Genomic DNA, 25420 nt, shown 5'->3' with positions numbered 1-25420 from the left:
TGGACCTGGACGTCGAGCTCGGTGATGTCGTTCTGCATGATCGTCTCCTTGGGGTGAGTCACGTGCCGGACCGAAGTGGCCCGTCAGACCTGCCGGGTCGGGCCCGGCGGGGCTGTGTCCACCATCCTCAGCGGTCCCCCTACTCGCCGGCTCTCCATCGACTACCCGCCCGCCCCACCCGTCACGGCCTGCGGCTTTCCCGCGCCCCGCGCGGTCAGGCGGACTCCGCGAGCCGCGCCCGGACGGCCCGTTCGAGGAACCCCTCGTCCTCCGGCACCGGGCGACCCAGCGCCGCGAGGCACAACCGGTGGGCGGTCCCGTTGTCCAGGTCGCCGAGATACAGCCAGGTGCCGGCCGCGCGGCGCAGGTCGCCGAGGGCGAGGAAGCCGTTGACGGCCCGCAGCAGGTACCTGCGGGCCCGGGCGTCCCGCCGGATCGCGAAGGCGATGCCCAGGCTGCTCGCCAGCGCGGCGGCGGCCGGGCCGTGGCCCGCCAGGACGGCCGCGTGCTCGCCGAGTTGCTGGGTCTCCACCAGGGCGTCGAGTCCGTGGCCGCCGATCAGGTGGTTCTGCTGCACCACGGCCAGCTGCCAGGTCGTGCGGTGGTCGCCGAGCGAGGCGGCGAGCCGGGTGAGGGCGAGCAGGGTGCCGGCCTCCGCCCGGAACCAGGCCCGGGCCGCGATCGCGTCCTCGAACGGGTACGGGCCGGCCCAGGGGTGGCGCGGTTCGGCCGGGACGTGCGGCCCGGCCGGGGCGACCAGCCGCCGGGCGGCGTCGGCGACCGTGACGTACCAGTCGAACATCCGCTCCCGGGCGGCCGCCGAGGACGCCGGGTCCTCGGCGGCGAGCTGACGCCCGTACAGCCGGACCAGGTCGTGCATCCGGTAGCGGCCGTCGGCGGCCGGCTCGATCAGGTGAAGCGACTCCAGGATCCGCAGCAGCGGCCGGACGGCCGCCCCGGAGGCGCCGAGCGGGGCGTCCGGCCCGCCGGACAGGGCGGCCGCGACGGGTTCCGCGACGGACTCGGCCGGGTGCAGGCCGAGCAGCCGCAGCAGCCGGCCGGCGTCCGGGCCGAGCCGGCGGTAGCTGTGCTCCAGCACCCGGGAGACGGCCAGGTCGCCGTCCGGCAGGCTGAGCGCGGTGAGCCGCTCGTCCTCGGGGGCGAGTTCCGCGGCGAGGCCGGAGAGCGGCAGTTCGGGCCGCTCGGCGAGCCGGACCGCCGAGATCCGCAGGGCCAGCGGCAGTCCGCCGCAGAGCCGGGCGAGCTCCCCGGCGGCCTCCGGCGCGTCGGCGACCCGGTCCCGTCCGGCGATCCGGCCGAGCACCTCGACCGAGTCCACGGGCGACAGGACGCCGAGCCGCAGCGGTACCGCGCCCGTGGTCGCGACCAGGCCGCCGAGCTTGCCCCGGCTGGTGACCACGGTGAAGCTCTGCGGCGAGTTGGGCAGCAGCGGGCGGACGTGCTCGTGGTCCCGGGCGTCGTCCAGCACCACCAGCAGGCGGCGGCCGGCCACCGTCGAGCGGTAGAGGTCCTCGCGCAGCGCCTCGTCGTGCGGGATCAGCGGGCCGGGGACGCCGAGGGCGAGCAGCAGGCGTTCCAGCACCCCGGCGGGCGACTCGTGCTCGTCCCGGTCGTAGCCGTGCAGGTCGACGAAGATCTGGCCGTCCGGGTACTGGGCGGCCAGCTCCCGGGCCGAGCGCAGCACCAGCGAGGTCTTGCCGACCCCGGCCGGACCGGTGACCGCCACGATCCGGCTGGTGTCACAACCGGCCGCGGACAGCTCGGCCAGCCGGTCGATCTCCTCCCGCCGGCCGACGAACCCCGAGGTGACCTGCGGCAGTTGGGCCGGGGTCGGCGGGGCCGGCGGTCGCTCGGGGTGGTCCGGGAGGTCCGGGAGGTCCGGTCCGGCGCCGTCGGCCCGGGTGGGCCGGCCGACCGGCGGATCGGCGGGCGGGTCGACCGGCAGCTCGTGCCGCAGGATCGCGCGTTCCAGCTCCAGCAGCCGCTCACCGGGGTCGAGCCCGTACTCCTCGGCCAGCACCCGCCGGGTGGCCCGGACGACCGCGAGCGCGTCGGCCTGCCGGCCGCAGCGGTAGAGCGCGCCGGCGGCCCGTTCGGCGATCGACTCGCGGGCCGGGAACTCGCCCGCGAGCGCGGTCAGTTCCGGCACCAGCTCACGGTGCCGCCCGCGGGCCAGTTCCAGATCGGCCAGCAACTCGTAGGCGGTGAACCGCGCTTCGTCCAGGCGGGCCCGGGCCGCGGCGGCGAACGGGGCGTCGATGCCGCTCAGCGCCTCGCCGCGCCACAGGGCCAGCGCCTGCCGGAGCCGGTCGGCCGCCTCCTCCGGGCGGCCCTGGTCGGCCAGTCGCCGGGCCCGGGCCAACGCGGCGCCGAACTCCGCCGTGTCCAGGTCCTCGTCGCGGACGGCGAGGCGGTAGCCGGCCGGGTCCAGGGTGAGGGCCTGCGCGGCCGGCGGCGGGAGCGCCCGGCGGAGCGTGGAGACGACGGTGTGCACCTGCGCGCGGGCCGTCCGCGGCGGGGCGTCGCCCCAGAGGGCGTCCACCATCCGGTCGATGCTGACCGGATGGTTGGCATGGAGCAGCAGCAGGGCCAGGCCCGCGCGCTGGCGCGGGCGCGGCACCGTCACCGCCGCCCCGTCGAAGCGGACCTCGAACGGCCCCAGGATCCCGTACCGCACCATGCGACGTCCTCTCCCCCGTGCCCGGCCCGTCCGCGGCCGGTCGGGCCGCGGTGTCGGACCGTGGCGTCCCCGTCCGGGCCGGTGACCGGGCGGGGTGCCGATCCTCGTGCGCGGGTCAACGCACCCGGGGGCCAGGGCGTTCCGGGTTCGGCGGTGGCCGAATGGTCGGCGGAGACGGTGCGGGAGGCCGGGTGCGGACGGGCGTCGGCGGGACGGCCGCGCGAGGCGGGGAAGCGGTACGTGTACGGGGGATGACCGGCGACCGCGCGGCGGCAGCCGGTCGGTGCGACCGGCTGCCGCCGGGAGGTCAGTTCCAGATGCCCGTGATGTCCGTCACACCGGCCGCGTTGCCCGCGTGGCCGCTCGCCCCGGCGAGGTCCTCCAGGGTGCGCAGCACGTTGTAGTGGTTGTAGCGGGTGGCCGAGGTCGCGCCCGGGGTGACGTGGGCGCCGTAGACCAGGGTCGGGATCCGGTTGCCGGAGAGGCTGTTGTCCTCGTCGAAGGTGACCAGCAGCAGGCTGTTGTGGCTCTGCGCCCAGGTGGCGTACGCCCCGAGGTTGTTCTTGATCCAGGTGTCGCCGGTGCTCACCGAGCAGTCGTGCATGTCGCTGCACAGGTTCGGCACCACGAAGGACACCGTGGGCAGGGTGCTGTAGTCGCCCGGGAACTGGGCGAAGGTCAGGGCGGTGTTGAGCGGCACGTTCCCGAAGCCGAACCAGGGGTTGTGCTTCTGGGCGTACTTGCCGCTGCTGCACACGGTGCTGCCCTGGCTCGGCAGCGACTCGTTGTAGCTCGCCCAGGTCTTCCCGGCGGCGGTCACCTCGGAGGCCAGGTTCGGGGCCTGGAAGCCGCCGACCGTCACGCAGCCGTCGTCGACGGTGCCCTGGGTGGAGCCGGAGAACAGCGCGTAGTAGTTGGGCTCGCTGGGGTGGGTGATGGCGTAGGACTGGGTGAGGGTGGCGCCGCCCGCCGCCAGCGTCTTGTTGAGGTACGGGGCGCTGCTGCTGCCGATGATCTGGCTGTAGGCGTGGTTCTCCAGCACCACGACCACGACGTGGTCGGGCGTGGGCAGTCCGGCCGCCTGGGCGGTGCCGGCGGCCGCCCAGAGTCCGACGGAACCGGCGAGCAGGGCGACGGCCGAACCGATCGCGAGCGCGGTGCGGCGCGAGCGGGGCCGGGCGGCGGCGGGGCGGGCGTCGTTCAGGGGCTTCGCGGACGCGGTCATGACCATTCCTCGGGTGGAGGGCGGCCCCGGTGTCGGGGCCGCCCGGAACGAGAGGTGCCGGAGCCGGAGGGGCTCGGTAAGGGGCCTAGGGCCGGACAGGGCCTAGTAGGGCGCGCCGTTGGAGAAGTCGGTGGCGAAGGTCGTCTCGATGGTGTTGAGCACCCCGGAGTCGGAGACGATCAGGCCCAGCTCGCGGTTGTTGTTCAGCGAGTTGTCGGAGAAGTTCTCCGAGCCGGCGAACACCTTGGCGGTGGAGGTGCCGTAGTCGGCGACGATGGCCTTGGCGTGGATGTACAGGCCGGTGGTCGAGGAGTACGTGACGACCTTGGCGCCGGCCGCGGTGACCTGGTCGAACTGGCTGCCGTAGGAGCTCGGGTTCATGCCGACGACACGCACGGTGACGCCGCGGTTGGCGGCGGCGGTGAGGGCGTCGACCAGGGCCGGGTCGCCGAACTCCAGCTCCTGGACGTCCAGGGAGGTCTGGGCGCCGTTGATCAGCGCGAGCAGGCGGTCCTGGGAGTCGGTGGGCGACCAGACCAGGTTGTCGCCGTCCGAGGGGGTGATCGAGGTCTGGGCGTAGTCGGCGGCGAAGACCTGCTCGATCGCGGCGACGTCGTTGGCGTCGGTGTCGAAGACGCCGTAGTCGCGGCTGCTGTCGTAGTAGGTGGAGTCCAGGTTCCCGGTCAGGATCAGGGACTTGGCGCCGTCCACCGTGACGGTCTTCTGGTGGGTGTAGACGAAGGCCGAGGAGGAGTAGGTCACGCCCACGCCGGCCGCGCTCAGGGCCTTGTAGGCGGCGCCGTTGACCGAGGTGTGCTTGCGGTCCAGGATCACCCGGACCTGCACACCGGCCTGCTGACGGGCGATCAGGGCCTTGACGGCGGTGGTGTCGCGCAGCTCGTACATCGTCACATCGACCGAGCTGGTGGCCGAGTTGATGAAGCTGACGACCAGGCTGTGGCTCTGGTCCGGGAAGACGACCGTCGAGAAGGTGCCGGTGACGGCGTCGGCCTGCGCGGTGCCGGTGGCGGATATCAGGCCGGCGCCGGCGAGCAGCAGCGCGCCGGCACGGCGCGCGAGGGTGGCCAGGGTCATGGGGGACTCCATGGTCGATGAAGGGGGGAAGTCGGGCGCCTCGCACCGGGGCCGCACGATGCGGACGGGACGGGCGAAAGCGCTCGAACAGCATGCGGGCGCGGCAGTCAACGCGGGTAGACCACGGGAGGTAAAACCTTGCCCCCGAGCCGGGAAACGAATGGTGCGCATGACAAAACGGCCGGTCAACGGAGGATGCGGGCGATCCGGTTCACATTGCCACCGACCGCCCGAAGCGGAGATAGTGATCTTCGACCGAGGTGATCCGACACCGCGTCAGCCCGAGAGAGAACCGAGGAACATGGCGAAGACCAGCCTTCTGCGTCCGCTCGCGGTGGCCGCAGCCGCCGTCGTCCTGGCGGCTTCCGGGGCCGTGCCCGCCCTGGCCGCCGACCGTGACGGCGCGGCTCTGCCCACCCCCGACACCGCCGGCGTGCAGAGCGCGCTTCAAGCCACCACCGCCGCAGGCGCCCCCGGCGCCTTCGCGGTCATCCGCGACCACGGCGACGACGGCAACGGCGACCGGACCCGCTCGCTGACCGTCGGCAAGGCCGACCTGGACGGGACCCCGATGAACTCCTCGTGGAGGTTCCGGGTCGGCAGCAACAGCAAGATGTTCGCGGCCGTTCTCGTGATGCAGCTGGCGCAGGAGGGCCGGATCGACCTCGACAAGCCGATCCGCGACTACCTCCCGGCCGGCACCCTCCCGGACAGCTGGACGATGACCGGCCGCCAGGTGATGGAGCACCGGGCCGGCATCTACGACCACACCAACGACCTGCTGGAGCAGGCCGGCGAGGAGACCACCAGCGCCTTCGAGGCCCGGATCCGCAACACGGTCTACGCGCCGGCCGACCTGGTCGCGATGTCCGTCAAGCACGGGCAGCAGTACACCCCGGGCAGCCGCTACTCCTACTCCAACACCGACTTCGTGCTGATGGGCCTCGCGATCGAGAACCTCACCGGCCGCCCCTACCAGGACGTGCTGCGGGACCGGATCATCGAGCCGCTCGGCCTGGAGCAGACCTCCTTCGTCGTCCCCGACCAGCGGATCGCCGGCGCGCACATCACCGGCTACCTCACCAACGACGACCGCAGCAAGCCGCTGCTGGACTCCACCGAGCAGAACGGCTCCTGGGTGTGGAGCGCCGGGGCGGTCATCTCCACCTCCGGGGACCTCGACACCTTCCTCACCGCGCTGATGGCCGGCAGCCAGGGCGGGCTGGTCTCGGACGACTCGCTGCACCAGATGGAGGCCGCGCTGCCCACCCCGACCGCCAAGATCTCCTACGGGCTGGGCCTGCGCCGCATCTCGCTCTCCTGCGGGGACGTGTACGGGCACGGCGGCATCGTCCAGGGCTACCAGACCCAGTCCTTCACCACCCCGGACGGGCGGCGCTCGGTGGTGGCCTTCGCCAACGCCTCCAACAACGGCTCGGTCACCCAGGGCCTGATGAACACCCTGGAGCCGGCCTTCTGCGGCAAGAAGCCGGCCGCCGCGCCGCGCAACGGCTTCGCGCCGGCCGCCCGGGACTTCCAGGGCACCCAGGGCAACCAGAACGGCCAGGGGCTGCCGGTCGTGGAGGACACCCGGATCTGACGCCGCACCGGGCCGGGTCACGCTGTTACGGCGTGGCCCGGCCCGGGTCGTTACGGCGCAGCCCGGCCCGGACGGCCGTCCGCGCTCAGATCGGTGAGCGCCTCGGTGAGGATCTCCCGGGCCTCGTCGGCCCGCCCCTGCTCGATCAGCGCGGTGCCGAGCTCGGTCAGCGTCTTGGTCATGCTGTCCGGGCGCCCGATCGCCTCGTAGTGGAACAGCGCCTGCCGGAACGCCTTCTCGGCGGCCGGCCAGCGCTGCAACGCCGCCCGGTCCTGGCCGAGTTCGTGCGCCGTCATGGCCGCCAGCAGGTGCATCAGCGGTGAGGACCAGTGCTCCACCAGCTCCAGCGCGCCGGCCAGCGCCCGGCGGCGGGAGTCCGCCGCCTCGTCGGCCCGGCCGAGCTCGCGCAGACAGGTCGCCGCGCCGCGCAGGGTCACCAGCCGGCCGATCATCGCGGCCCGGTTGTCGACCTCGCCGAAGGCCTCCGCCGCCCGCTGGTAGCTCTCGCTCGCCTCCCGGTGGCGCTGCAGGTGCCGCAGCCCGGAGCCGAGGTAGGTGAGCGCCCAGCCCTGCTGCTCGTGGTCGCCCAGGTCCCGGGCCAACCGCAGTCCCTCACCGGCCAGTTCGATGCCGCGCTGGTAGCGGTGCAGACAGGTGACGTACGTCCAGGCCAGGTAGTTCACGTGCACCGCCTCGGCCCGCCGGTCGCCGCACGCCCGGGCCGCGTCCACCGACAGCTGGAACACCTCGCCCCAGAGGTCCCAGCTCAGCAGCCGGTCGGAGAACCAGTGCATGGCCTCGGCGGTGTCGATCACCTCCCGGTGCCGGCCCTCCAGTTGTGCCCGGTACAGCGCGGCCAGCCACTCCGGGTGCTCGTCCTCCAGCCAGCGCGCCGCCTCGGCGAGCGACTCCGGCGAACCGTCGGCGCCCGCGGCCGCGACATGGTCCGGGTCGAACCGCAGGCCGTACCCCGCCGCCTCGCCCAGCAGTCCGCGCCCGGCCTCGGTCCGGGCCCCGGCCACCGCCCCGGCCGGTTCGTCGTGCCCGAGGCGCTCCCCCACGTACAGCCGCACCAGGTCGTGCAGCCGGTAGCGCTCCGGGGTGGCCGGCTGCACCAGGCCGACGTCGACCAGCCGTTCCAGGACCAGTTCGGTGCGCGCCGCCGACAGCCCCGCGTAGCGGGCCAGCACGGCCGCGGTGAAGTCCTGCCCGGCGGTCAACGCGCAGCGCCGCAGCACCAGTCGGGCCTCGGCGGGCAGTCGGCGGTAGGACAGTTCGAAGGCCGGGCGGACCCCGAGGTCCCCGGTCTCCAGCAGGTCCAGGCGGTTCTCCTCGGCGGCGAGCTGACGCACCAGCTGGGCCACCGGCTGCTGCGGCCGGGCCACCAGCCGCTGCCCGGCGATCCGCAGCGCCAGCGGCAGGTAGCCGCAGAGCCGGGCCAGTTCGGCGGTGGCGTCCGGCGCGGCCTGGACCCGCTCGGGCCCGGCGATCCGGGCCAGCAGGGCGGCGGCCTCGCCCGGGGAGAGCACGTCCAGCCGTAGCCGGTGCACCGCCTCCAGGCCGGGCAGCGCGTGCCGGCTGGTCACGATGGTCACGGCCGGGCCGGCCCCGGGCAGCAGCGGGCGCACCTGGCCCTCGTCGGCGGCGTTGTCCAGCACCAGGACCAGCCGGCGCTCGCGCACCAGGGCCCGGAACAGTCCGGCCCGCTCCTCCGTCCCCGCGGGCACCGCCTGGTCCGCGACCCCGAGGGCGCGCAGCACCTGGCCGAGCGCCTCCCGGGCGGACAGCGGGGTGGCCGCCGTGCCGCCGAGGTCGAGGGAGAGCTGACCGTCCGGGAAGCCCTCGGCCAGGGCATGGGCGGCGTGCAGGGCGAAGGCGGTCTTGCCGAGGCCGGGCTGACCGCTGACCAGCACCACCCGGGGGTGGGCGGGGTGCTGTTCCGCGGTGAGCGCGGCGAGGTCGGCGAAGGCCTGCTCACGGGCGGTGAAGTCGGCGAGGTCGCGCGGGAGGGCGAGGGCGCCGGGCGGTGCCGGGTCGGCCTCCGGTTCCGGCTCCGTGCCCGCCTCCGCGGCCGGCTGCGGCGGGTCGGACTCCTGGCCGAACGGCCGGACGGCCGGGACCTGGGGCGGCACCCGGCGGACGCCCCGGGGGCGGCCGGACTGCGCGGCCCGCTCCAGCCCGGCGGTCTGCGCGCCGTCCAGGCCCAGTGCGGCGGCCAGCGCCTGGACGGTGCGCCGCTGCGGGCCCCGGGTCCGGCCGCGCTCCATGTCGCCGAGGGCGCGCAGGCTGACCCCGGCCGCGGCGGACAGGTCCTCCTGGGTCAGGCCCGCCGCCACCCGGTGCCCGGCCAGCAGGTGGCCGAACTCCCCCGTACCGCTCGCCACCGTCATCTCTCCGCCCCGCCCTGGTTCGCGCCGCCGCGGTTCTGCCGCGGTTCCGTCGCAGTTCTGCCGGACGACGCGCCCGGACAGATACCCGCAGGCAGAAGTATGCCCCGGCGGAAGTGCCACCGGCACCCGCCCGCCGCCTGGCGGGACACCGGGGACGCCGGCGGACGGTGGGCGGTTCCGCCTGGCGGAACCGCCGGTAGTTCCGCCTGCGGCGTGCGGAACGGCAGGCGGTTGTGTTCGCGGGCCTTGACGTCCGGCGGATCCGCGGCGCCACCCGCGCCCACCGGCGGCGGCGCCCCGCGTGCCACCGGGCCGGCTCCCGCCCCCGGCGCTGCACGGCCTGGGAGCGCTGCACGGCCCGGGGGCGCTGCACGGCCCGGGGCGCTACCGCTCCCCCGCGGCGGCCAGCGCGCGACCCCGACTCCTGGCCTCCGCCGCCTCGGTGTTGCGGCCGAGCTCGGACAGCAGGTCGGCCAGCAGTCCGTGCGAGCGGGCCTCCACGGCGGGGTCGCCGACGGTGCGGCCGAGGGCGACGGCGAGGCGGGCCGAGGACAGGGCGGCGTCCCGGCGGCCGAGGGCGTGCAGGGCGCGGGCCCGGCCGTGGGTGGCGAGCACCGCCCCGATGCCGCCCGGGCGGTGGGTGCCGGTGGGGGTGGTGGCGATCCGGACCGCCTCGTCGGCGTGGGTGAGCGCGCGGTCCGGGGTGCCGGCCAGCACCAGGGCCTCGGCGAGGTCGGTGAGCGCCCGCACCAGCAGGTGGTCGGCAGCCGGGGTGCGGGCGGCGGTGACCAGGTCGGTGAGCAGCGGCAGCGCCCGGTCGTACTGTCCGGCCCGGACCAGGGCGGCGGCCACCCGGCGCCGGCAGTGGTGGCGCAGCAGGGTGTCCCCGGCCCGGTCGGCGGCCGCGACCGCCGCGTCCAGGTGGTCCAGGGCGGTGCGGTGGGCGGAGCGGCGGACGTGCAGGACGGCGAGGTCGGTGCCCAGCCGGGCGAGGGCCGGGTCGTCCTGGTCGGTGTGCGCGGCGCGCAGCCCGATCTCGGCGACGGCCCGCCAGTCGGTCCGGTCGTGGCCGCCGCCCTCCTCCGCCAGCTCGTACAGCAGGCTGGTGCGGTGGGCGAGTTGCCAGGCGGCGCCGGTGCGGCCGTACTGTTCGGCGCTGAGCACCACGGCGCGCAGGGCGCTCTCCTCCCGGCGGAACCAGGCCCCCGGCGGGGTGGCGCCGCCGGCGTCGTCGGTGTCGGCCCACCGGGCGGTGAGGTCCAGGTAGTGGGCGATCAGCCGGTCGAGGGCGCCGAAGCGCTCGTCGCAGTCCAGTTCGGCGGCCTGTCCGGCGGCGTAGCGGCGGACCAGCTCGCGGCGGGCGTAGTGGCCGGGGGTGGTCTCGGCCAGCAGGTGGACGGCGTCGAGCGAGGTCAGCAGGGTGCGGGCGGCGGCGGGCCGGAGGTCGGCGAGGGCGGCGGCGGTGGCGGTGTCGATCACCCCGCCGGGGTGCAGTCCCAGCAGGGTGAACAGCCGGGCGGCGGCGGGCGGCAGGGCTCGGTGGGTGCGGTCCAGGGTGGCGGCGACGCCGATCGGGCCGCGGGCGGTGCCGGGGCCGGCCAGGGCGGCGAGGCCGGTCTGCTCGTCGGCGAGTTCGGCGGCGAGGTCGGCCGGTGACCAGTCGGGGCGGGCGGCCAGCCGGGCGGCGGCCAGGCGCAGGGCGAGCGGGAGGCGGTCGCAGTGCTCGGCGAGGGCGGCGATGGCGTCGGCGGTCTCCGGGTCGGCGGCCGGGCGGTCGGGGCCGAGGGCGCGGGCGAGCAGCGCGTGGGCGTCCGCCGGGTCGAGCGGGTCGAGCGGGAGGGCGATCGCGTCCTCGTGGAGCAGCAGTTCGCGCAGCCGGTTGCGGCTGGTGACGACGGCGACCGGACCCAGGGCGGTGCTCGCCGCCGGGTGCCGGCCGGGCAGCAGCGGGGCGAGCTGGCGGTAGGAGGCGGCATCGTCCAGCAGGATCAGGATCCGGCGGTCGACGAGCAGTTCGCGGTAGCGGGCGGCGCGTTCCTCGGGTTCGGCGGGGACGGCCTCGGGGGCGACGCCGAGTTCGGTGAGGAATCCGGTCAGCACGTCGGCGCTGTCCAGCGGCCCGGCCGGGTCGGTGCCGCGCAGGTCGGCCTGGAGGACGCCCTCGGGGAAGCGCTGGGCGGCCCAGTGCTGGACCAGGCCGGTCTTGCCGACCCCGGCCGGGCCGGTGACCAGGATCGGGCCGCCGGTCCGGGCCGCGACGCCGAGCGCCTCGTGCAGCCGGGCGAGTTCGGCAGCGCGGCCGACGAAGCGCCGGTCGGTCGGCGCGTGGCGCGCCAACTGCTCGCCCGCCAGCCGTAGTTCGGGGCCGGGCGGGGTGGACAGCCGGGCCACCACATGCTCGTACCGGGCCCGGGCCTCCGGTCCGCGGCCGGCCAGTTCCAGGCACTGGACCAGCCGGGCGGCGAGCGGCTGCCGGTCCGGGTGGGCGTCGGCCGCCGCGGTGAGTTCGGCCACCAGCTCGCCGCCGCGGCCGGCCAGCAGCAGCCTCTGGGCCAGCCGGTCCAGGGCGCGCAGCCGCAGGTCGGTCAGGTGCGGGAGGGTGCGCCCGCGCAGCAGCTCGGATCCGCAGTCGGCGAGCGCGGGCCCCTGCCACAGGCCGAGGGCCGTACGCAGCAGGGCGACGGTGGGGTCGTCGGTCCCCGGCGGGGCGGCGACCGCGGGCAGCAGGACCCCGGCCCGGTCGCAGAGCCCCCCGAAGCGCAGCAGGTCGACCCGGTCCGGGTCGCCCTCCAGGACGTACCCGCCGCCCCGGGTGCCCAGGGGCGGCCGGGGGTCGCCCAGTTGCTGGCGCAGCGCGGCGACGTGCCCCTGGAGGGCGGCCCGCGCGGTCGGCGGCGCGGCGCCGTCCCAGACCAGCTCGATCAGTTCCTCGGCGGCCACCGGCTCGTTCAGCCGGACGGCCAGCGCGGCCAGCAGCGCGCGCCGTTTCGGGGCGGAGGGCGTGACCACCGTGCCGTCCGCCCGCCGGACCGTCATCGGCCCGAGCAGCTCGATCTCCATGTTCCCCTTCCCGGGTCCGCACCGCCGTGGCCCGTCACTGGAGAGGACGACGGGCCCGGCGGCGGGGGTTCACTTCGCGGACCGGCTCGCCGTCCGGTCCGGGCGGCGGACGGGGTCGGACCAGACCGGCGGCGTCCGGTGGTCCGGGCCGTCGACGACCAGCACGTCGAACGGCGCGTGGTCGTCGCCGCGGTCCCGGACGGTGAAGCCGGCCGCCGACAGGACCTCGGTCACCGCCGTGGCCATCGCCGCCTGGACCCGGCCGCCCTGGACGGCCGCCGCGGTGGGCTCGCCGCCCGGCTCGCGGTCCGCCGCCGCGCTGCTCCGCAGCAGGGCGCTCGGGTACCAGCTGACCAGCACCTCCGGGTCCTCCCCGAAGTGCTGGTTCCAGGCGCTGATCCGGACCGCCGCACCGACGGCCAGCCCGTCGTCCAGGCCGGCCGGCACCACCGGCAGCCCGGCGGCGGCGAGTTCGTCGCGGGCCCGCTGGGCCAGCCGCTCGTACCGGGCGTTCACGTGTCGCCCGAGAGTGTCGTCCATGCCCGAACGCTATCCGGCCGGTCCGGCGGCGCGACAGCCAACCTTCCCCGCCGGGGCCCGCCGTCCCGGACCTGCCCCGTTCTTCCGCAGCCGCCTTTCCGGACCCAGGCAACCAACCCGGACCGCTCCGGACTCTGTAGGGGTGGCGGCCCGACCGGGCGCGGGCGTTCGATCACGAACCGGACATGTGTGGGTATTACACTTGCTCGCCCCCGACGACCGCCGTCAGGTCGCGGGTGTGGGCGAGGTGGGGGTACGGGGTGCGGATTCGGCTGCTCGGGCCGGTGGAGCTGCAGGTCGCGGCGGGTGGGCTGGCCACGCTGGCCGGGTCCCAGCGGCGGGCCGTCCTGGCGCTGCCCGCGCTGCAGCTGGGGCAGGTGGTCAGCATGGACCAGTTCTGCGAGCTGCTGTGGGGGGACCGGCCGCCGGCCAGTGCCCGGGCGGCGGTGCAGGGGCACGTCGCGGCGCTGCGCAAGGTGCTCGCCGACACCCCGTTCGAGCTGCACACCCGGGCCTGCGGCTACCTGTTGAGCGGGCCGGCCGAGGAGGTGGACGCGCTGCGCTTCACCCGGCTGGCGGGGCTGGCCGGCGAGCGCGCGGAGCGCGGTGCCGACGGGGAGGCGATCGCCCTGCTGGAGGAGGCGCTGCGGCTGTGGCGCGGCGACGCCCTGGCCGATCTGCCCGACACCCCGCTGCGGGCCGCCACGGAGGACCACCTGAAGCAGTCCGCCCTGGCCGCACTGCTGCGGTGGGCCGGGCTGCGGCTGCGGCAGGGCACCGGCGCGGCGGCGGTGCCGGTGCTGGAGCAGCGGGTCCGGCGGGACGGGCTGCGCGAGGAGCTGGTGGCGCTGCTGATGCGCTGTCTGCACCAGGCCGGGCGCCCCGCGGACGCGCTGAACGCCTACCACCGGACCCGGCTGCGGCTGGACCGCGAACTGGGCATCCGGCCGGGCGCCGCGCTGCGGGCGGCGTTCGCCGAGGTGCTGGCGGAGGACGGGGCGGAGGCGCCGGGGGCGGCCGTCCCGGTGTCCGGTGCCGCCTCCGCCGGGGCCGCTCCGGTCGGTGCCGCTTCGGCCGGTGCCGCTCCGGTCGGTGCCGCTCCGGTCGGTGCGACGTCGGCCGGTGACCGTCCGGCCGCTGCCACGACCGCCGTCCGACCATCTGCAGAACCGTTTCGCCAAACTCCCAGGCTGCTCCCCCGGCAAGGAATCCGGTTGATCGGCCGCACCGCCGAGACCCGGTGGCTGGACCGCGCCTGCGCCCCCGACCGGCCCTCCGACGGACCGGCCCTGGTGGTCGGCCCGGCCGGCGCCGGGAAGAGCGCCCTGGTCACCGCCTGGGCCCACCGGGCCGCCGAGCGCTACCCGGACGGCCAGCTCCACGCCGACCTGCGCGGCCTCGACCCGGCCGGCCCGGCCGACCCCGCCGCCGTCCTCGGCCGCTTCCTGCGCGCCCTCGGCGTCCCCGCCGACGCCCTCCCGGCCGACCGGGCCGCCCGCGCCGCGCTCTACCGCGAACACACCAGGGGCCGCCGACTGCTGGTGGTCCTGGACGACGCCGCCGACGCCGACCAGCTCACCGACCTGCTCCCCGAGGGGCCGGACTGCGCCGCCGTGGTCACCGCGCGCGGCTCCCTGGAGAAGCTGGTCGCCACCGACGACGCCACCCTGCTGCGGCTCACCGCGCTGCCCGAGACCGACGCCCTGGCCCTGCTGGAGCACCTGCTCACCCCCGGACGGCTGCAGGCCGAACCGGAGGCCGCCGGCCTGCTCGTCCAGCTCTGCGAACACCTGCCGTACGCCCTGCGGATCGCCGCCGCCCGACTGGCCGCCCACCCGGACTGGGCACTCGCCGAACTGGTCGCCGAACTCGCCGACGAACACACCCGGTTGGCCGCCCTGGAACTGGACGACGACACCGGCCTGCGGCACCAGCTGATGCTGACGTACCGTCAACTCCCCTCGACGGCAGCCGACCTGCTCGCCCTGCTGGCCCTCCACCCGGGCCGCGAGGTGGACGGCCACGCCGCCGCCGCACTGCTCGACGGCGACGTCGCGACCGCCCACCGGGCGCTCGGCGAGCTGGCCGCCCGCCAGCTGCTCACCGGCGCCGCCCCCGGCCGGTACCACCGCACCGACCTGGTCCGGCTGTTCGGCGCCGACCTGCTCGCCGAACGGCCCGAGCGGGACCGGGAGGACGCCCTCACCCGGCTGCTGGACCACTACCGGGCCGCGCTCCGGCACTGCGGCGGCCATCTCGACCCCGGACAGGAGGACGCCCCGGCGCCCGCCCGACCGGACCGGGCCGCCCCGACCGCCGTCGAGGTCCGCACCGCGCCCGCCACGGACATCCGCACCGCGCTCGACTGGTTCCACGCCGAGGAGCCCGCGATCCGGGTGCTGATCGACCGGGCCGCCGTCAGCCACCCCGACCGGGCCTGGCGGCTCGCCCTGACCACCGGTGCGCTCTACTACGGCGCCAGCCGCTTCACCGACTGGCTGGCCCGCGCCGAGGCCGGTCTCGCGGCGGCCGAGCGCTGCGCCGACCCGGTCGCGACCGCCTTCCTGCACAACTGCCGGGCGCAGGCACTGGTCGCCCTGGAACGCCGCCACGAGGCGGCCGAGGCGGCCCGCCGGGCGGTGGCCGCCGCCGAGTCCGCCGACGGGCCCGCCGCCGACTCGGCCCGGGTGCGGGCCCTGGCCACCCTCGGCCTGGTCACCGCGATGCTCGGGGACACCACCGAGGCGCGCAGGCTGGCGGCCGCCGCCGCGACGCTCGCCGTGGCCTCGGGCAACCGGAAGCGGCTGGTCGACGCCCTGGTCCACCAGGGCTGGGTCTGTCTGGCGGCCGGCGATCCGGCGGGCGCGCAGCGGCTGTCCCGGGAGGCCCGCGAACTGCTGCCGCCCCGCCCGGTCACCCAGGTGCACCTGTGGTCACTGCTGACCGAGGCGCAGGCCATGCCGCCGACCGTCCGGGACCACACCGCGGACCTCGCCTGGCACCGGGTGCTGGCCGCCTGCGAGGAGGCGGGCCTGCTCTACCTGCACGCCGTCGCCGAACAGTCCTACGCGGCCCACCTGGTGGCGCGCGGCCGGGCGCCGGAGATGCGCCGGCGGCTGCTCTCGGCGCTGGAACGCTTCCGTCGGCACGAGCAACTCGCCGGCTACCGCAGCGAGCTGACCGCCGGCCTGGAGGCCTCGCTCAGCCTGCGCACCGCCGACCGGCCGACCGACAACTGGTGACGGACGCCCGGCCACCGGCTCCGGCCGCCGCGGCCGGGCCCGGCGGCCGGAGCGCCGCCCGCACGACCCCGCTCAACCGGTGACCGGCGCGTACCCGTGTTCCGCCGCCAGCACCGGCCGCATCGCCCGGACCGCGTAGAAGTTGCGGGACTTGACCGTGCCCGGCGGCACCCCCAGCTCGACCGAGGCCTCCAGCACCGAGCGGTCCTTCAGGTGCAGCTCGACCAGCACCTCGCGGTGGTGCTTCTGCACCCGCCGCAGCGCCAGCGCGATGTCCCGGGCGACCACCACCTGCTCGTACGGGTCGTCGACCAGCGGGCGGTCCTCGACCTGCTCGCCGATCACCTCCTTGGCCCGGGCGGCGGCCATCCGGTAGTGGTCGATCGCGATCCGCCGGGCGACGGTGAACAGCCACGGGCGGCTCGCCTCCGGACCGGCGGCCAGCGCCTCGGGGTGCTGCCAGGCGCGCAGCAGGGTCTCCTGGAGGATGTCCTCGGCCTTGCCGTAGTCACCCCGGGTGGCCCGGATCAGGGCGCGCAGCAGGTAGCCGCCGTGCAGGCGGTGGATCTCGGCCAGGGTGTCGGGGTCGAGGGTCGGTCGGGCCGGGGCCCGCTCCGGGGTCACCGCGGGGGCGGCCGGCGGAGCGGCGGGCGGCTGGACGACGGGCGTGGGCTGAGCGACGGACTGCTTCGACACGCGCTACCTCTCAGGTCGGGCAAGGGCACACGGCAGGGCTTCCGCCGGACCTCCCCCGTGGCGGCAACAGCAGCCTGCCGGGCGCCGCCAAGGACCTGCCAACAATCCGCCAACGCCCGCCCACCCGGCACCCGACCGACCGTCGGGTGCCACTCCGGTACCGCCCCGGCGCCGTCCCGGTACCGCCCCGGCGCCGCCCCGCGGCTCAGTCGCCGTTGAGCGCCCGCACCAGCTCCTCCACCCCGTCCTCGCCCCGGTGCTCGATCAGCACCGCGACCCACCCGGCCAGCCGCTCCCGCTCCGCCACCGTCCACCCCGGCGCGGACGGGTGCTCGTCCACCACCAGCGACCGCGCCACCGCCAGCAGGCCCGGCGTCGGCTCCGTCCGGTGCCGCCGGTCCGGCAGCACCGCCATCGCCAGCCGCCGGGCGACGGCCGTCACCCCGTCCGCGGTGCCCGCCGGCACCGCCAGCCCGGACGGACCCGGCACCACCGGCGCCCCCATCCCCACCAGCGCCGCGATGTACGCCCGCACATCGGACTCGTCGTCCGCTTCCATCCCGCGTTTTCCCCCGTCCCGTCCCGTCCCGCTCAACGTGGCTCCCGCCGAGCGGGGTTCAGCCGCGGCCCGCGGGCGTTACCCGACGGTACGGGCGTGGTCGGAACCGCGCCGCCCACGACGACGCCCGGCCGGGCCAGTCCCCAGTGTCGTGGTTCGCCCCGAAGATCACGAACTGGGCCCCGGACCGGCGGGCCACGACCCCTCGGGAGGGTCCGTCCGACGGGAGCGTAACCGGGCCCACCGACAGCCGGCCCGCACCTACGGGGCCGTCAGACCGACGGGCACCGAACCGACGGCGGCCGGCCGGGGGCGGGTGCCCCCGGCCGGCCGCCGGTCGTGGTGCGGGCTACTTCCCGGTCTGCGCCACCGGGGTCTGGAACGGGTGGTGGTGGGTGCCGCCGACGTGCAGCTCCTCGTCCGGCTTGCCGGCGAGCCTGGGCAGCACATGGGTGCCGAACGGGTCGGTCACGGTCACCGAGGTGCCGCTGCGCTTCACCTCGTGCGGCGAGCCGACCGCGTACGAGGCCAGCGCGAGCCCGGTGCTCGGGGTCGGGCTGGCGCCGCTGGTGGCGGTGCCGAACAGGGCGCTGGCCACGGTGAGGCCGGTCGGCGCGCTGCCCAGCGTGGTGTAGGCGGACTGCTCGCCGCCGTACGTGGTGCCGAAGGCGGCGCCGCCGGTCACGGTGGTGCCGGTGGGCACGGTGACCGGGACGGTGGTGCCGGACGGGCCCTGCACGGTGACCACGCCGCCCTGGACGTAGCCGCTGACCCCGCCGGAGTTCTCGGTCTGCTGCCAGGCGGTCTGCTGCTGCAGGGTGGTGCCCGCGTCGGTGAGCGTCTGGTTCACCATCGGGGTGTCCGCCGTGTACCAACCGCGGTACGTCGACAGGATGCCGGTCAGCGTCTGCAGGGCGAGCCGGTCGTCCGTCAGGTTCGACTGGTGCATGAAGAACGGCCGCGGGTCGTTGCTGAGCACGTACCCGAGGGTGATCTTCTCCTGCATCGGCAGCACGTACGACGCCCAGCCGGCGTTGAGGTCCAGCGGCGAGATGCAGGTGGTGGTGGCGGGATTGGCCTCGCAGTTGCCGCTGCCGCCGTTGGCCTTGGAGGTGTAGAGCCAGTTGTACTCGCTCACCTCGTCGGACTGGGTGGAGACGTTGTAGAAGACGTTGATCGGGTGCCGCGGCACGCCGAGCGCCGAGGCGATCTGCCGCTGGCCGGTCTCCCGGGAGGCGTCCACACCGAGCCACTGGATGTTGTTCTGGCTGAGCGCGGCGAGGAAGTTCGGGCTGTCGCTGGGCTGCTGCGGCAGCATCACGGTGCCGGAGTGCTCACCGGCGACCAGCTCGCCCGGCCGGAACGGCAGCCCGTTGGCCTGGCCGAACTGGATGTTCTGCTGGATCTGGCTGCTGACCGTGGCCTGGTCGACGTACTGGATCGCGCCGGTCGAGTCGGTCTGGCACTTCCACGGGATCACGGTGAAGTTCTGCACGCAGCCCAGGAACGGGTGCTGGTAGGTGTGGTTGAGCCACATGAAGCTGCTCTTGTTCGCCAGCAGGGCGGTGGTCAGCGGGTCGGTGCCGCCGTTGGCCTGCGCGTAGTCCAGGCTCGGGCCGCCGTTGAACAGGAAGTCCAGCGTGTAGTTGTTCTGCTGCTCCCAGGCGACGGTCGCGGTGACGTCCGCGGGCGTCATCCGGATCGCCTGGGTCGCCGGGACGGTGCCGACGCAGTCGCCCTCGCCGGGGGTGCAGTGGCCGCTCTGGCTCCACCGGGAGTTGGCGTTGAACAGGTCGTCGATGTGGGCGGAGAAGTAGTTGCGCCAGTAGCCGAGGTGGACGCCCTTGGTGACCCAGTCCACGATGCCGTGCGCCAGCAGCCGGAACTGCTGCTGGTAGTAGTTGTAGGCGAAGGTCATCACCAACTGCTGGCGGCCGCCCGAGGTGTAGACCCCGGCGAGGGTGCCCTGGGTGGTGGTGCCGGGGATCGTCTCGGTCAGGAACGGCTCGAAGTGCGAGCCGGTGGCCGGGTTGTCGGGCAGCGGGGTGGGCAGGTAGCCGTACGAGCCGCTGCCGCCGGCGGTGCCCTCGAAGGCCACCGGGCCGTTCAGGTAGTGGAAGGCGTCGCCCCGGGCGGAGGCGGTCGCGGTGGCGGTGGTGGCGTCGAAGGAGCCGGACCAGGTCGGCGCGGTCAGGCCGGTGTTGGCGCCGGGCCAGACGTAGGAGTCCACCTGGCGGACCTGGTAGGTCTGCTCGTACCCGGCCAGGGTGCTCAGCTCGGTCGCGGAGAGCTGGGTCGGCGCGTCGTTGGGCAGGACGACACCCTCGAAGTGCCCGTGCGGGGTGCCGTCGGCGAGGGTGTCGGCCAGGAAGGCGGCGGTGATGGTGGCCCGGCTGCTGTTGGTCAGGTCGATGACGGTGGTCGGCACGCCCTCGGCGGAGAGCTGCTGCCGGATCCCCTCGACCCAGGGATTGCCGTCGGTGACCACCAGGACGTTCAGGTCCACCCGCGAGCTGGTGGCCGAGGCCGGCACGACGGTGGCCAACCCGATCACCGCGGTGGCGACGGCCAGCGCGACGACGGGGAGGAAGCGGAAGGCCTTCACGCGAAAGCCCCCTGCGGTATTGCGGTGAGTCGACTCATGGGAGCCGATAATGCCCGGCCGGATCGGCCCGCGCAGCCGCCTGGGAACAAGATTTACCAAGGGCTGGGGAATTACTGGTGGAAGCCCGTTCCGCGGCCGACTCCCCCTCAATGGACGTGGCGTGAACGGCATTTGATGACAGCATGATCAGACGGCCACCACCAGGCACTTCACCCTCTGGACCGCCTTCCGGGCGGCCGCATCCTACGGTTCCGACCGGCGCCCGACAATGCCTTCCCACCGCCCCCCGCCCCGGCCATTTCCCGCCGCCGCAGGAATACCGGTCGGGTCAATTCCGGGAGGAGCGGCCCCGGCCCGGCGGAGACCGGACGGACCACCGGGGCGCCGCCCGGCCGTCAGGGCCTCGTCAGCAAGGCGTCAGCAGCCCGTCAATGCCCCGCCGGAGCCGCCCGGAACGGCGCAAGCTGAGGGCCGTACCTGCAGGTCCGCAGGTCCTTCCGGAGGTGAGTCGCATGTCCGTAGTCGCCGCGTTCCATTCCGTCGTGCCCGATGCGCGCCACCGGGGCCACGGGCTGCGCGCCGCCTTCTCCCAGGTGCTGGAGCGGCTGACCGCCAGCCCGCTGGACAGCTCCGTGCTCGGGGCGATGGGCGCGCCCCGCTCGACCGACCGGCCGGCCGGGCTGCACGCCCACTGGCACACCGTCACCCGCGAGGACGGCAGCACCGCGCTCGAAGCGGACTGGCACCCCGGCCGCTGAGCCCGGGGAGCCGGGGACCGGGCAACCCAACGGCCGTACCGCCGAAGGCCGTCCGGGGCACCCCGGGCCCGCCGTCGCCACGCGACAGGCCGGGCCCGGGGTCCTTGCCCTCCCGGACCGGGGACCGGTAGACACGGTCCCGACACCGTGCGTGACGGCACGGTGCGGAACAGGGAGGTTCCCCGCCATGAGCGTGACGAGTCGGTACCGGGAAGCCTGGGAGGGCTTCTGGCGCGAGGCACCCGAAGCGCCCGGCGAAGTGGTCTGGGACGCCGAACCGGCCATCACCGCGGAGCCCCACCTCGCGCTCTTCCGGCCCCACCTGGCCGACCCCCGGCTGCCCCTGGTCGACCTGGGCTGCGGCAACGGCCGGCAGACCCGCTACCTCGCCGAGCACTTCGGCCGGGTCCTCGGTGTCGACCTGTCGGAGACCGCCGTCGAGCTCGCCCGGCGCCAGGAACCGGCGCAGCGGGCCGAGTTCGCCCAGCTGGACGCCACCGACGCGGACGCCGTCCGCGCCCTGCACGAGCGCCTGGGCGACGCCAACGTCTACGTCCGCGGCCTGATCCACCAGAGCGATCCGGCCGACCGCGGCCCGGTCGCCGAGGCCGTCGCCGTCCTGGTCGGGGCGCGCGGCCGGGCCTTCGTGGTCGAGCCGACCGAGTCGGCCAAGGACGTCCTGAAGGAACTGGTCCAGGACCCGGCCGGGCCGCCGCCGAAGCTGCGCCCGGTCTTCGCCCACGGTCTCGCGCCCGCCCAGGTGGCCGACGCGGCCTTCGACCGGCTGTTCCGCACGGTCGGCCTCACCGTCCTCGCCACCGGCGAACGTCCGCTCTCGCTCACCGAGTTCGCCCCCGGGGGCGAGCGGATCGAGCTGCCGGCCCGGTGGTTGGCGGTCGGTCCGGACGGGGCTCGGCAAGGTCGGCGCTGAACCCGTTGACGCGGCGGGCCCGTTCGAGGAGTGTCGGGGCTGACAACCGTCGATCGTCACAGCCACGCGCGGGGCAGAGGGAGCCGGACCATGGGCGTCGCACGTCGTGATCTTCTCAGATGGAGTGCCGGAGCCGTCGGTGCGGCCGCCGCCGGGGGCCTGTTCGGGACGGCCTCCGCCCGGGCCGCGGGCCGCTCGACCACCCCGGGCGGGCAGGCCACCGAGAGCTGGATGGGCCGGCTGGACGGCGGCCTCTCCCTGCTCGACCTCACCGTGCCGGGAACGCACGACTCCTGCTGCCAGAACCCCTGGTACGGCACCGAGTGGTCGCACACCCAGAACTGGGGCATCCCCCAGCAGTTGCAGGAGGGCGTCCGCTTCCTCGACATCCGCTGCAACGGCCTGGAGGGGGCGCCGGACGAGCTCGGGATCTACCACTCCGACGCCTACCAGCACATCCGGCTCCAGGACGTGCTCGACCAGTGCCGGTCCTTCCTGCGGGCGCAGCCCGGCGAAACGGTCCTGATGCGGCTGAAGAACGAGCACGCCGGCGGACAGGCCCTGGACGACACGGAGTTCCAGCGACGGGTGAACCACTACCTGGACGGCCTCGGCTACCGCGACCTGTTCCACTTCTACGGCTGGCCCACCCTGGGCGCGGCCCGCGGCAAGGTCGTCCTGCTCGCCGACTTCGCCAACCCGTGGGGCCTGATCGACTGGTCCAGCGGGCAGAACGACTGGTTCGACACCCAGGACGTCTGGCAGATCGGCGGTCTGGACGCGCTGAACGAGAAGGGCCGGGACATCGTCGCCCAGTTCGACAAGGCCTACCTCAACCCGGGCTACCCGAAGATGTTCGTGAACTTCCTCAGCTATGCGGGCGGTTACTGGCCGAAGACCAGCTCGCAGACCCTGATGGACCGTGCCGTCTACCCGTATCTGAGCGCCCGGACCGGGCAGCGGGCCCGGTTCGGGATCGTCCCGATGGACTTCCCGGACTTCCACGTGAACGTGCTGCAGATGCTCGTCGACAAGAACTTCGTCTGAGGCGGGCCCGTTGGACGAGCGGACGACGACCGGATGACCGGGTGGCCGGGCGACGGCCCGACCACCCGGGTCCGCTCAGGGGGTCGGGGTCGCAGCCGCCGTGCTCGGGGCGGCGGAGGTCGCCGAGGCGCCCCAGGCGGCGGGGTTGGTGACCAGACCGGTGCAGCCGTCGCCCTCCTGCTGGTGGCCGCACACCCGCAGGGCGATGCCCGGTGCGCCGGCGTCGACCATCTTCGAGTAGTTGTCGTAGCCCCAGTTGATCACCGTGCCCTCCTGCCTGCCGGTGCTGGTGGTGATGGTGGCGGTGTCCCCGGGGGCGCCGTCGGTGATGCCCGCCCAGGCCGCCCGGCAGCGCGGGCTGTAGTGGACGTACAGGACGACCTTGCCGATGTTGCCGGTCAGCAGGGTGCGGTCGTCGGCCTCGCAGCCCATGGTCGTCGGGTCCTTGCCGACGCAACCGACATCCCGGCAGAGCGGGGCGGGCAGGACCTCCATGGTGTCCACGGTCGGTACCGCGGTCGGGGCCGGGGGTTTGCCGGTCGCCGCCTCGGCGCTGCCCCCGACGCTCAGGCCGTGCAGGTAGAGGCTCACGGTCAGGACGAACACGGCGACGACCGCGACGGCGAGCAGGGCCTGCGGCCGGCGCCACCCGGCGGCGCGGGCGAGGGCGGCCGGGAGGTCGGCCCGTGGGACGGCCTGTGGGACGGCCTGCGGGACAGGGACGGCGGCGGGGACGGCAACGGGCTCGGGCGCGGGCTCGGTGGGGGCCTCGACCGCGGGGGCCTCGGCCGCGGGCGGAGCCGCGGCCTCCGGTACCCCGCCCGCGTCGCGGGCGGCCGCCTCGGCCTCCCGCAGCAGGGAGGTCAGCAGCTCCGCGTCGCAGTCGAACGCGGCGGTCAGGCCGGCCAGCGCCTGGGCGGTGATCAGGCGCTTCCCGTTCAGCCAGCGCTCCCAGGAGGCCTTGCTGAGGTAGGTCCGCTTGCCGAGTTCGGCGAGCGAGATCCCGTGCGCGTCCTTGACCGCGCGCAGTTCTTCGGCGAGCCGCCGCGCGGGGTCCGAAAGGTCCCCGGGAAGCGGCTTCCAGGACTGACTCATCGTGGGGGGCACCTCTGGGGGTCAACGGCAGACACGGACCGATCCTCTTTCGGGTGATCAGTTTAATCGCGTCCCGCGCCGGTCCCGTTCCGTCCCCCCGCCGCCCGGGTCCGCTGTCTCAACCGTGGCCCGCCCGTCGTCCCAAGTCGCAGCTCAGCGGCCCTGGGACGGGGCGGGTCGTCTCAGATCCCGCGTAGGTGGTCGAAGATCCGTGCACGTTCGCGCAGAGTTGGGCGCGCCGGGTAGCCCCGAGGTCAACACCGGTTCAGGTCCGGGTAAAGACCTCGACGGGGTGGGAGCAGCCGAGGGCGCCCGGTGCACCACGGAGCACCACAACGGTCATCTCAGAGGAAGTTCGGGGAAATACCTCATGGGCCGCCACCACGCGTCCGAGATCACAACGCCGTCACCCGCCGACCGCCTGGCCGGCGAACTGCAGTCACTGAAGTCCGGATCGGGCCTCACCTACGCCCGGCTCAGTGAGCGCACCCACTACGCGAAGTCCTCGTGGGAGCGCTGGGTCAACGGCAAGCAGTTCCCTCCGCGCGACGCGGTGCAGAGCATCGCGTCGGTCTGCGGGGGCGATGCCGAACAGCTGTTGGAACTGTGGCAACTCGCCGAGAGCCGCCGCATCGTGCTCACCCTGCCGGGCGCCCCCACGCCCGGTGTCGGCGCGGCCGGCGCAGCCCCGGACGACGGGCAGCCGTCCGACGGCGCACCGGGCCACCCGGAGGGATCCGGCGGGGCGCACGCCGACTGTCCGCACCGCCGGGAGGCCGTCCGGCTGCGGGGGCTGGTCCTGTTCACGCTGGCCGTCGGGGCGGGCGGGGTGCTGGCCGCCGCCGGCCGGCGGACGCTGCGCCGGGAGATCTGACCGGTCGTACCGGAACTCCCGGCGGTACCCGGCGGGAATCCGATCGGAAGGACGAGGAGGGACGGAAAAAAGGCACCGCGCCCCGTGGGGAGGGCGCGGTGCCCGTCCGTGTGCGGCCACGACACGGTGTAGGTCACCGGTCCGGGGACCGCCACCGGTCACGGCCCCGCACGGGGCCCGTCAGTACCAGTTGTGGGCCTGCCAGAAGCTCCAGGCCGAGCACGGGTCGCCGTAGCGGCCCTTGATGTAGTCCAGGCCCCACTGGAGCTGAGTGGCCGGGTTGGTCTGCCAGTCGGATCCGGCGCTGGCCATCTTGTCGCCGGGCAGCGACTGCGGGATGCCGTACGCACCGGAGGAGGGGTTGGTGGCGTAGACCTTCCAGCCGCTCTCGTGCACGTAGATCTGGTCCAGGCAGCCGAACTGGCCGCTGACGCTCCAGCCGTGGGCGGGGAACTTCCACTGGGCGGTGATCTGCACGGTGCGGGCGACGTGCATCGCGTCCATGGTGGCCGGGCCGGCGATGCCGTCGGCGCTCAGGTTGTGGTTGCGCTGCCAGTCGCCGACCGAGCTCGTGGTGCCGGAGCCGTAGGCGCCGTCCGCGCCCGTGCCGGCCGCCCGCTGAACCTCGGCGACCTTGTTGTGCAGGGCGAGTTCGGTGCGGGCGCCGTAGACGCCGTCCTCGTCGAGGCCGTTGTCGTGCTGGAAGCTGCGGACGGCGGCGGTGGTCTGCGGGCCGTACGAGCCGTCGACGCCGCTGGCGGCCAGGTAGCCGATGCCCACCAGGTTGCGCTGGACCCAGGTCGTGCTGTCGGTCGCCTGGGCCTGGGCCGGCAGCAGGGCCAGTGCGACGAAGGCGAGCACGGCCGCGGCGAGTCCGCGCAGGGCCGAGGTTTTCTTCACGGTCATCCCATCCCCTCAGATGCCTGTCGGGTGATCAGGCGGTGCCGCCCACTCTCGGGGCCGTCCGGCCGTCCCACAGGGGGTTCGGCGGCAGCGGGGACG

Annotated in this window: 17 protein-coding genes; 6 read left to right on the top strand and 11 right to left on the bottom strand. The window is 75.0% G+C overall.

Annotated features, from left to right (window positions below):
- Nucleotides 1–214 precede the first annotated feature (214 nt).
- The 3 genes from ABTZ03_RS19070 to ABTZ03_RS19060 all read right to left on the bottom strand — a co-directional run bounded on the left by ABTZ03_RS19070 (nucleotide 215) and on the right by ABTZ03_RS19060 (nucleotide 5021).
- Nucleotides 215–2701, bottom strand: a complete 2487-nt coding sequence (locus ABTZ03_RS19070) for an AfsR/SARP family transcriptional regulator (protein ID WP_350514165.1) — start codon at nucleotides 2699–2701, stop codon at nucleotides 215–217.
- Between the two features lie 307 nt (nucleotides 2702–3008).
- Nucleotides 3009–3926 carry an alkaline phosphatase family protein gene (locus ABTZ03_RS19065; protein WP_350514164.1) on the bottom strand — a complete coding sequence of 306 codons (918 nt, stop codon included), beginning with the start codon at nucleotides 3924–3926 and terminating at the stop codon, nucleotides 3009–3011.
- A 102-nt stretch (nucleotides 3927–4028) separates the two neighbouring features.
- Nucleotides 4029–5021: a phospholipase D-like domain-containing protein gene (locus ABTZ03_RS19060; protein WP_350514163.1), complete on the bottom strand. Its 993-nt coding sequence runs from the start codon at nucleotides 5019–5021 to the stop codon at nucleotides 4029–4031.
- A gap of 301 nt (nucleotides 5022–5322) precedes the next feature.
- On the opposite strand from ABTZ03_RS19060, the gene ABTZ03_RS19055 reads away from it, so the two are divergent.
- Nucleotides 5323–6621 carry a serine hydrolase domain-containing protein gene (locus ABTZ03_RS19055; protein ID WP_350514162.1) on the top strand — a complete coding sequence of 433 codons (1299 nt, stop codon included), beginning with the start codon at nucleotides 5323–5325 and terminating at the stop codon, nucleotides 6619–6621.
- Nucleotides 6622–6671: 50 nt separating this feature from the next.
- On the opposite strand, the gene ABTZ03_RS19050 is transcribed toward ABTZ03_RS19055, so the two are convergent.
- The 3 genes from ABTZ03_RS19050 to ABTZ03_RS19040 form a co-directional block, all read right to left on the bottom strand.
- Nucleotides 6672–9011 (bottom strand): ATP-binding protein, encoded by a 2340-nt coding sequence (locus ABTZ03_RS19050; protein ID WP_350514161.1) that lies wholly within the window; start codon nucleotides 9009–9011, stop codon nucleotides 6672–6674.
- Between the two features lie 384 nt (nucleotides 9012–9395).
- Complete coding sequence (locus ABTZ03_RS19045; RefSeq protein ID WP_350514160.1) at nucleotides 9396–12071, bottom strand: AfsR/SARP family transcriptional regulator; 2676 nt, start codon at nucleotides 12069–12071, stop codon at nucleotides 9396–9398.
- Nucleotides 12072–12140: 69 nt separating this feature from the next.
- A complete protein-coding gene (locus ABTZ03_RS19040) occupies nucleotides 12141–12611 on the bottom strand; it encodes a hypothetical protein (protein WP_350514159.1) in 471 nt (156 codons plus the stop codon).
- A 260-nt stretch (nucleotides 12612–12871) separates the two neighbouring features.
- On the opposite strand from ABTZ03_RS19040, the gene ABTZ03_RS19035 reads away from it, so the two are divergent.
- Entirely contained in the window at nucleotides 12872–15853 is a 2982-nt protein-coding gene (locus ABTZ03_RS19035; protein ID WP_350514158.1) for an AfsR/SARP family transcriptional regulator, read from the top strand.
- A gap of 72 nt (nucleotides 15854–15925) precedes the next feature.
- On the opposite strand, the gene ABTZ03_RS19030 is transcribed toward ABTZ03_RS19035, so the two are convergent.
- The 3 genes from ABTZ03_RS19030 to ABTZ03_RS19020 form a co-directional block, all read right to left on the bottom strand.
- A complete protein-coding gene (locus tag ABTZ03_RS19030) occupies nucleotides 15926–16549 on the bottom strand; it encodes a sigma-70 family RNA polymerase sigma factor (RefSeq protein WP_350514157.1) in 624 nt (207 codons plus the stop codon).
- A 205-nt stretch (nucleotides 16550–16754) separates the two neighbouring features.
- Entirely contained in the window at nucleotides 16755–17108 is a 354-nt protein-coding gene (locus ABTZ03_RS19025) for a hypothetical protein (protein ID WP_350514156.1), read from the bottom strand.
- A 349-nt stretch (nucleotides 17109–17457) separates the two neighbouring features.
- Nucleotides 17458–19713, bottom strand: coding sequence for a hypothetical protein (locus ABTZ03_RS19020; protein WP_350514155.1), 2256 nt, complete (start codon nucleotides 19711–19713; stop codon nucleotides 17458–17460).
- Between the two features lie 512 nt (nucleotides 19714–20225).
- On the opposite strand from ABTZ03_RS19020, the gene ABTZ03_RS19015 reads away from it, so the two are divergent.
- The 3 genes from ABTZ03_RS19015 to ABTZ03_RS19005 all read left to right on the top strand — a co-directional run bounded on the left by ABTZ03_RS19015 (nucleotide 20226) and on the right by ABTZ03_RS19005 (nucleotide 22449).
- Entirely contained in the window at nucleotides 20226–20471 is a 246-nt protein-coding gene (locus ABTZ03_RS19015) for a hypothetical protein (protein ID WP_350514154.1), read from the top strand.
- Nucleotides 20472–20658: 187 nt separating this feature from the next.
- Entirely contained in the window at nucleotides 20659–21402 is a 744-nt protein-coding gene (locus ABTZ03_RS19010) for a class I SAM-dependent methyltransferase (protein ID WP_350514153.1), read from the top strand.
- Nucleotides 21403–21492: 90 nt separating this feature from the next.
- Entirely contained in the window at nucleotides 21493–22449 is a 957-nt protein-coding gene (locus tag ABTZ03_RS19005) for a phosphatidylinositol-specific phospholipase C (protein WP_350514152.1), read from the top strand.
- Nucleotides 22450–22524: 75 nt separating this feature from the next.
- Here ABTZ03_RS19005 and ABTZ03_RS19000 read toward each other — a convergent pair whose 3' ends face one another.
- Nucleotides 22525–23544 (bottom strand): DUF2690 domain-containing protein, encoded by a 1020-nt coding sequence (locus tag ABTZ03_RS19000; protein WP_350514151.1) that lies wholly within the window; start codon nucleotides 23542–23544, stop codon nucleotides 22525–22527.
- Between the two features lie 370 nt (nucleotides 23545–23914).
- On the opposite strand from ABTZ03_RS19000, the gene ABTZ03_RS18995 reads away from it, so the two are divergent.
- Nucleotides 23915–24418 (top strand): helix-turn-helix domain-containing protein, encoded by a 504-nt coding sequence (locus tag ABTZ03_RS18995; protein WP_350514150.1) that lies wholly within the window; start codon nucleotides 23915–23917, stop codon nucleotides 24416–24418.
- Nucleotides 24419–24598: 180 nt separating this feature from the next.
- Here the strand turns inward: ABTZ03_RS18995 and ABTZ03_RS18990 are convergent, their stop codons facing one another.
- Nucleotides 24599–25324 carry a peptidoglycan-binding domain-containing protein gene (locus ABTZ03_RS18990; protein WP_350514149.1) on the bottom strand — a complete coding sequence of 242 codons (726 nt, stop codon included), beginning with the start codon at nucleotides 25322–25324 and terminating at the stop codon, nucleotides 24599–24601.
- Nucleotides 25325–25420 lie beyond the last annotated feature (96 nt).

The organism is Kitasatospora sp. NPDC096077, assembly GCF_040303245.1.
Lineage (GTDB): Bacteria > Actinomycetota > Actinomycetes > Streptomycetales > Streptomycetaceae > Kitasatospora.
This window is presented reverse-complemented; position numbering and strand designations above follow the sequence as displayed.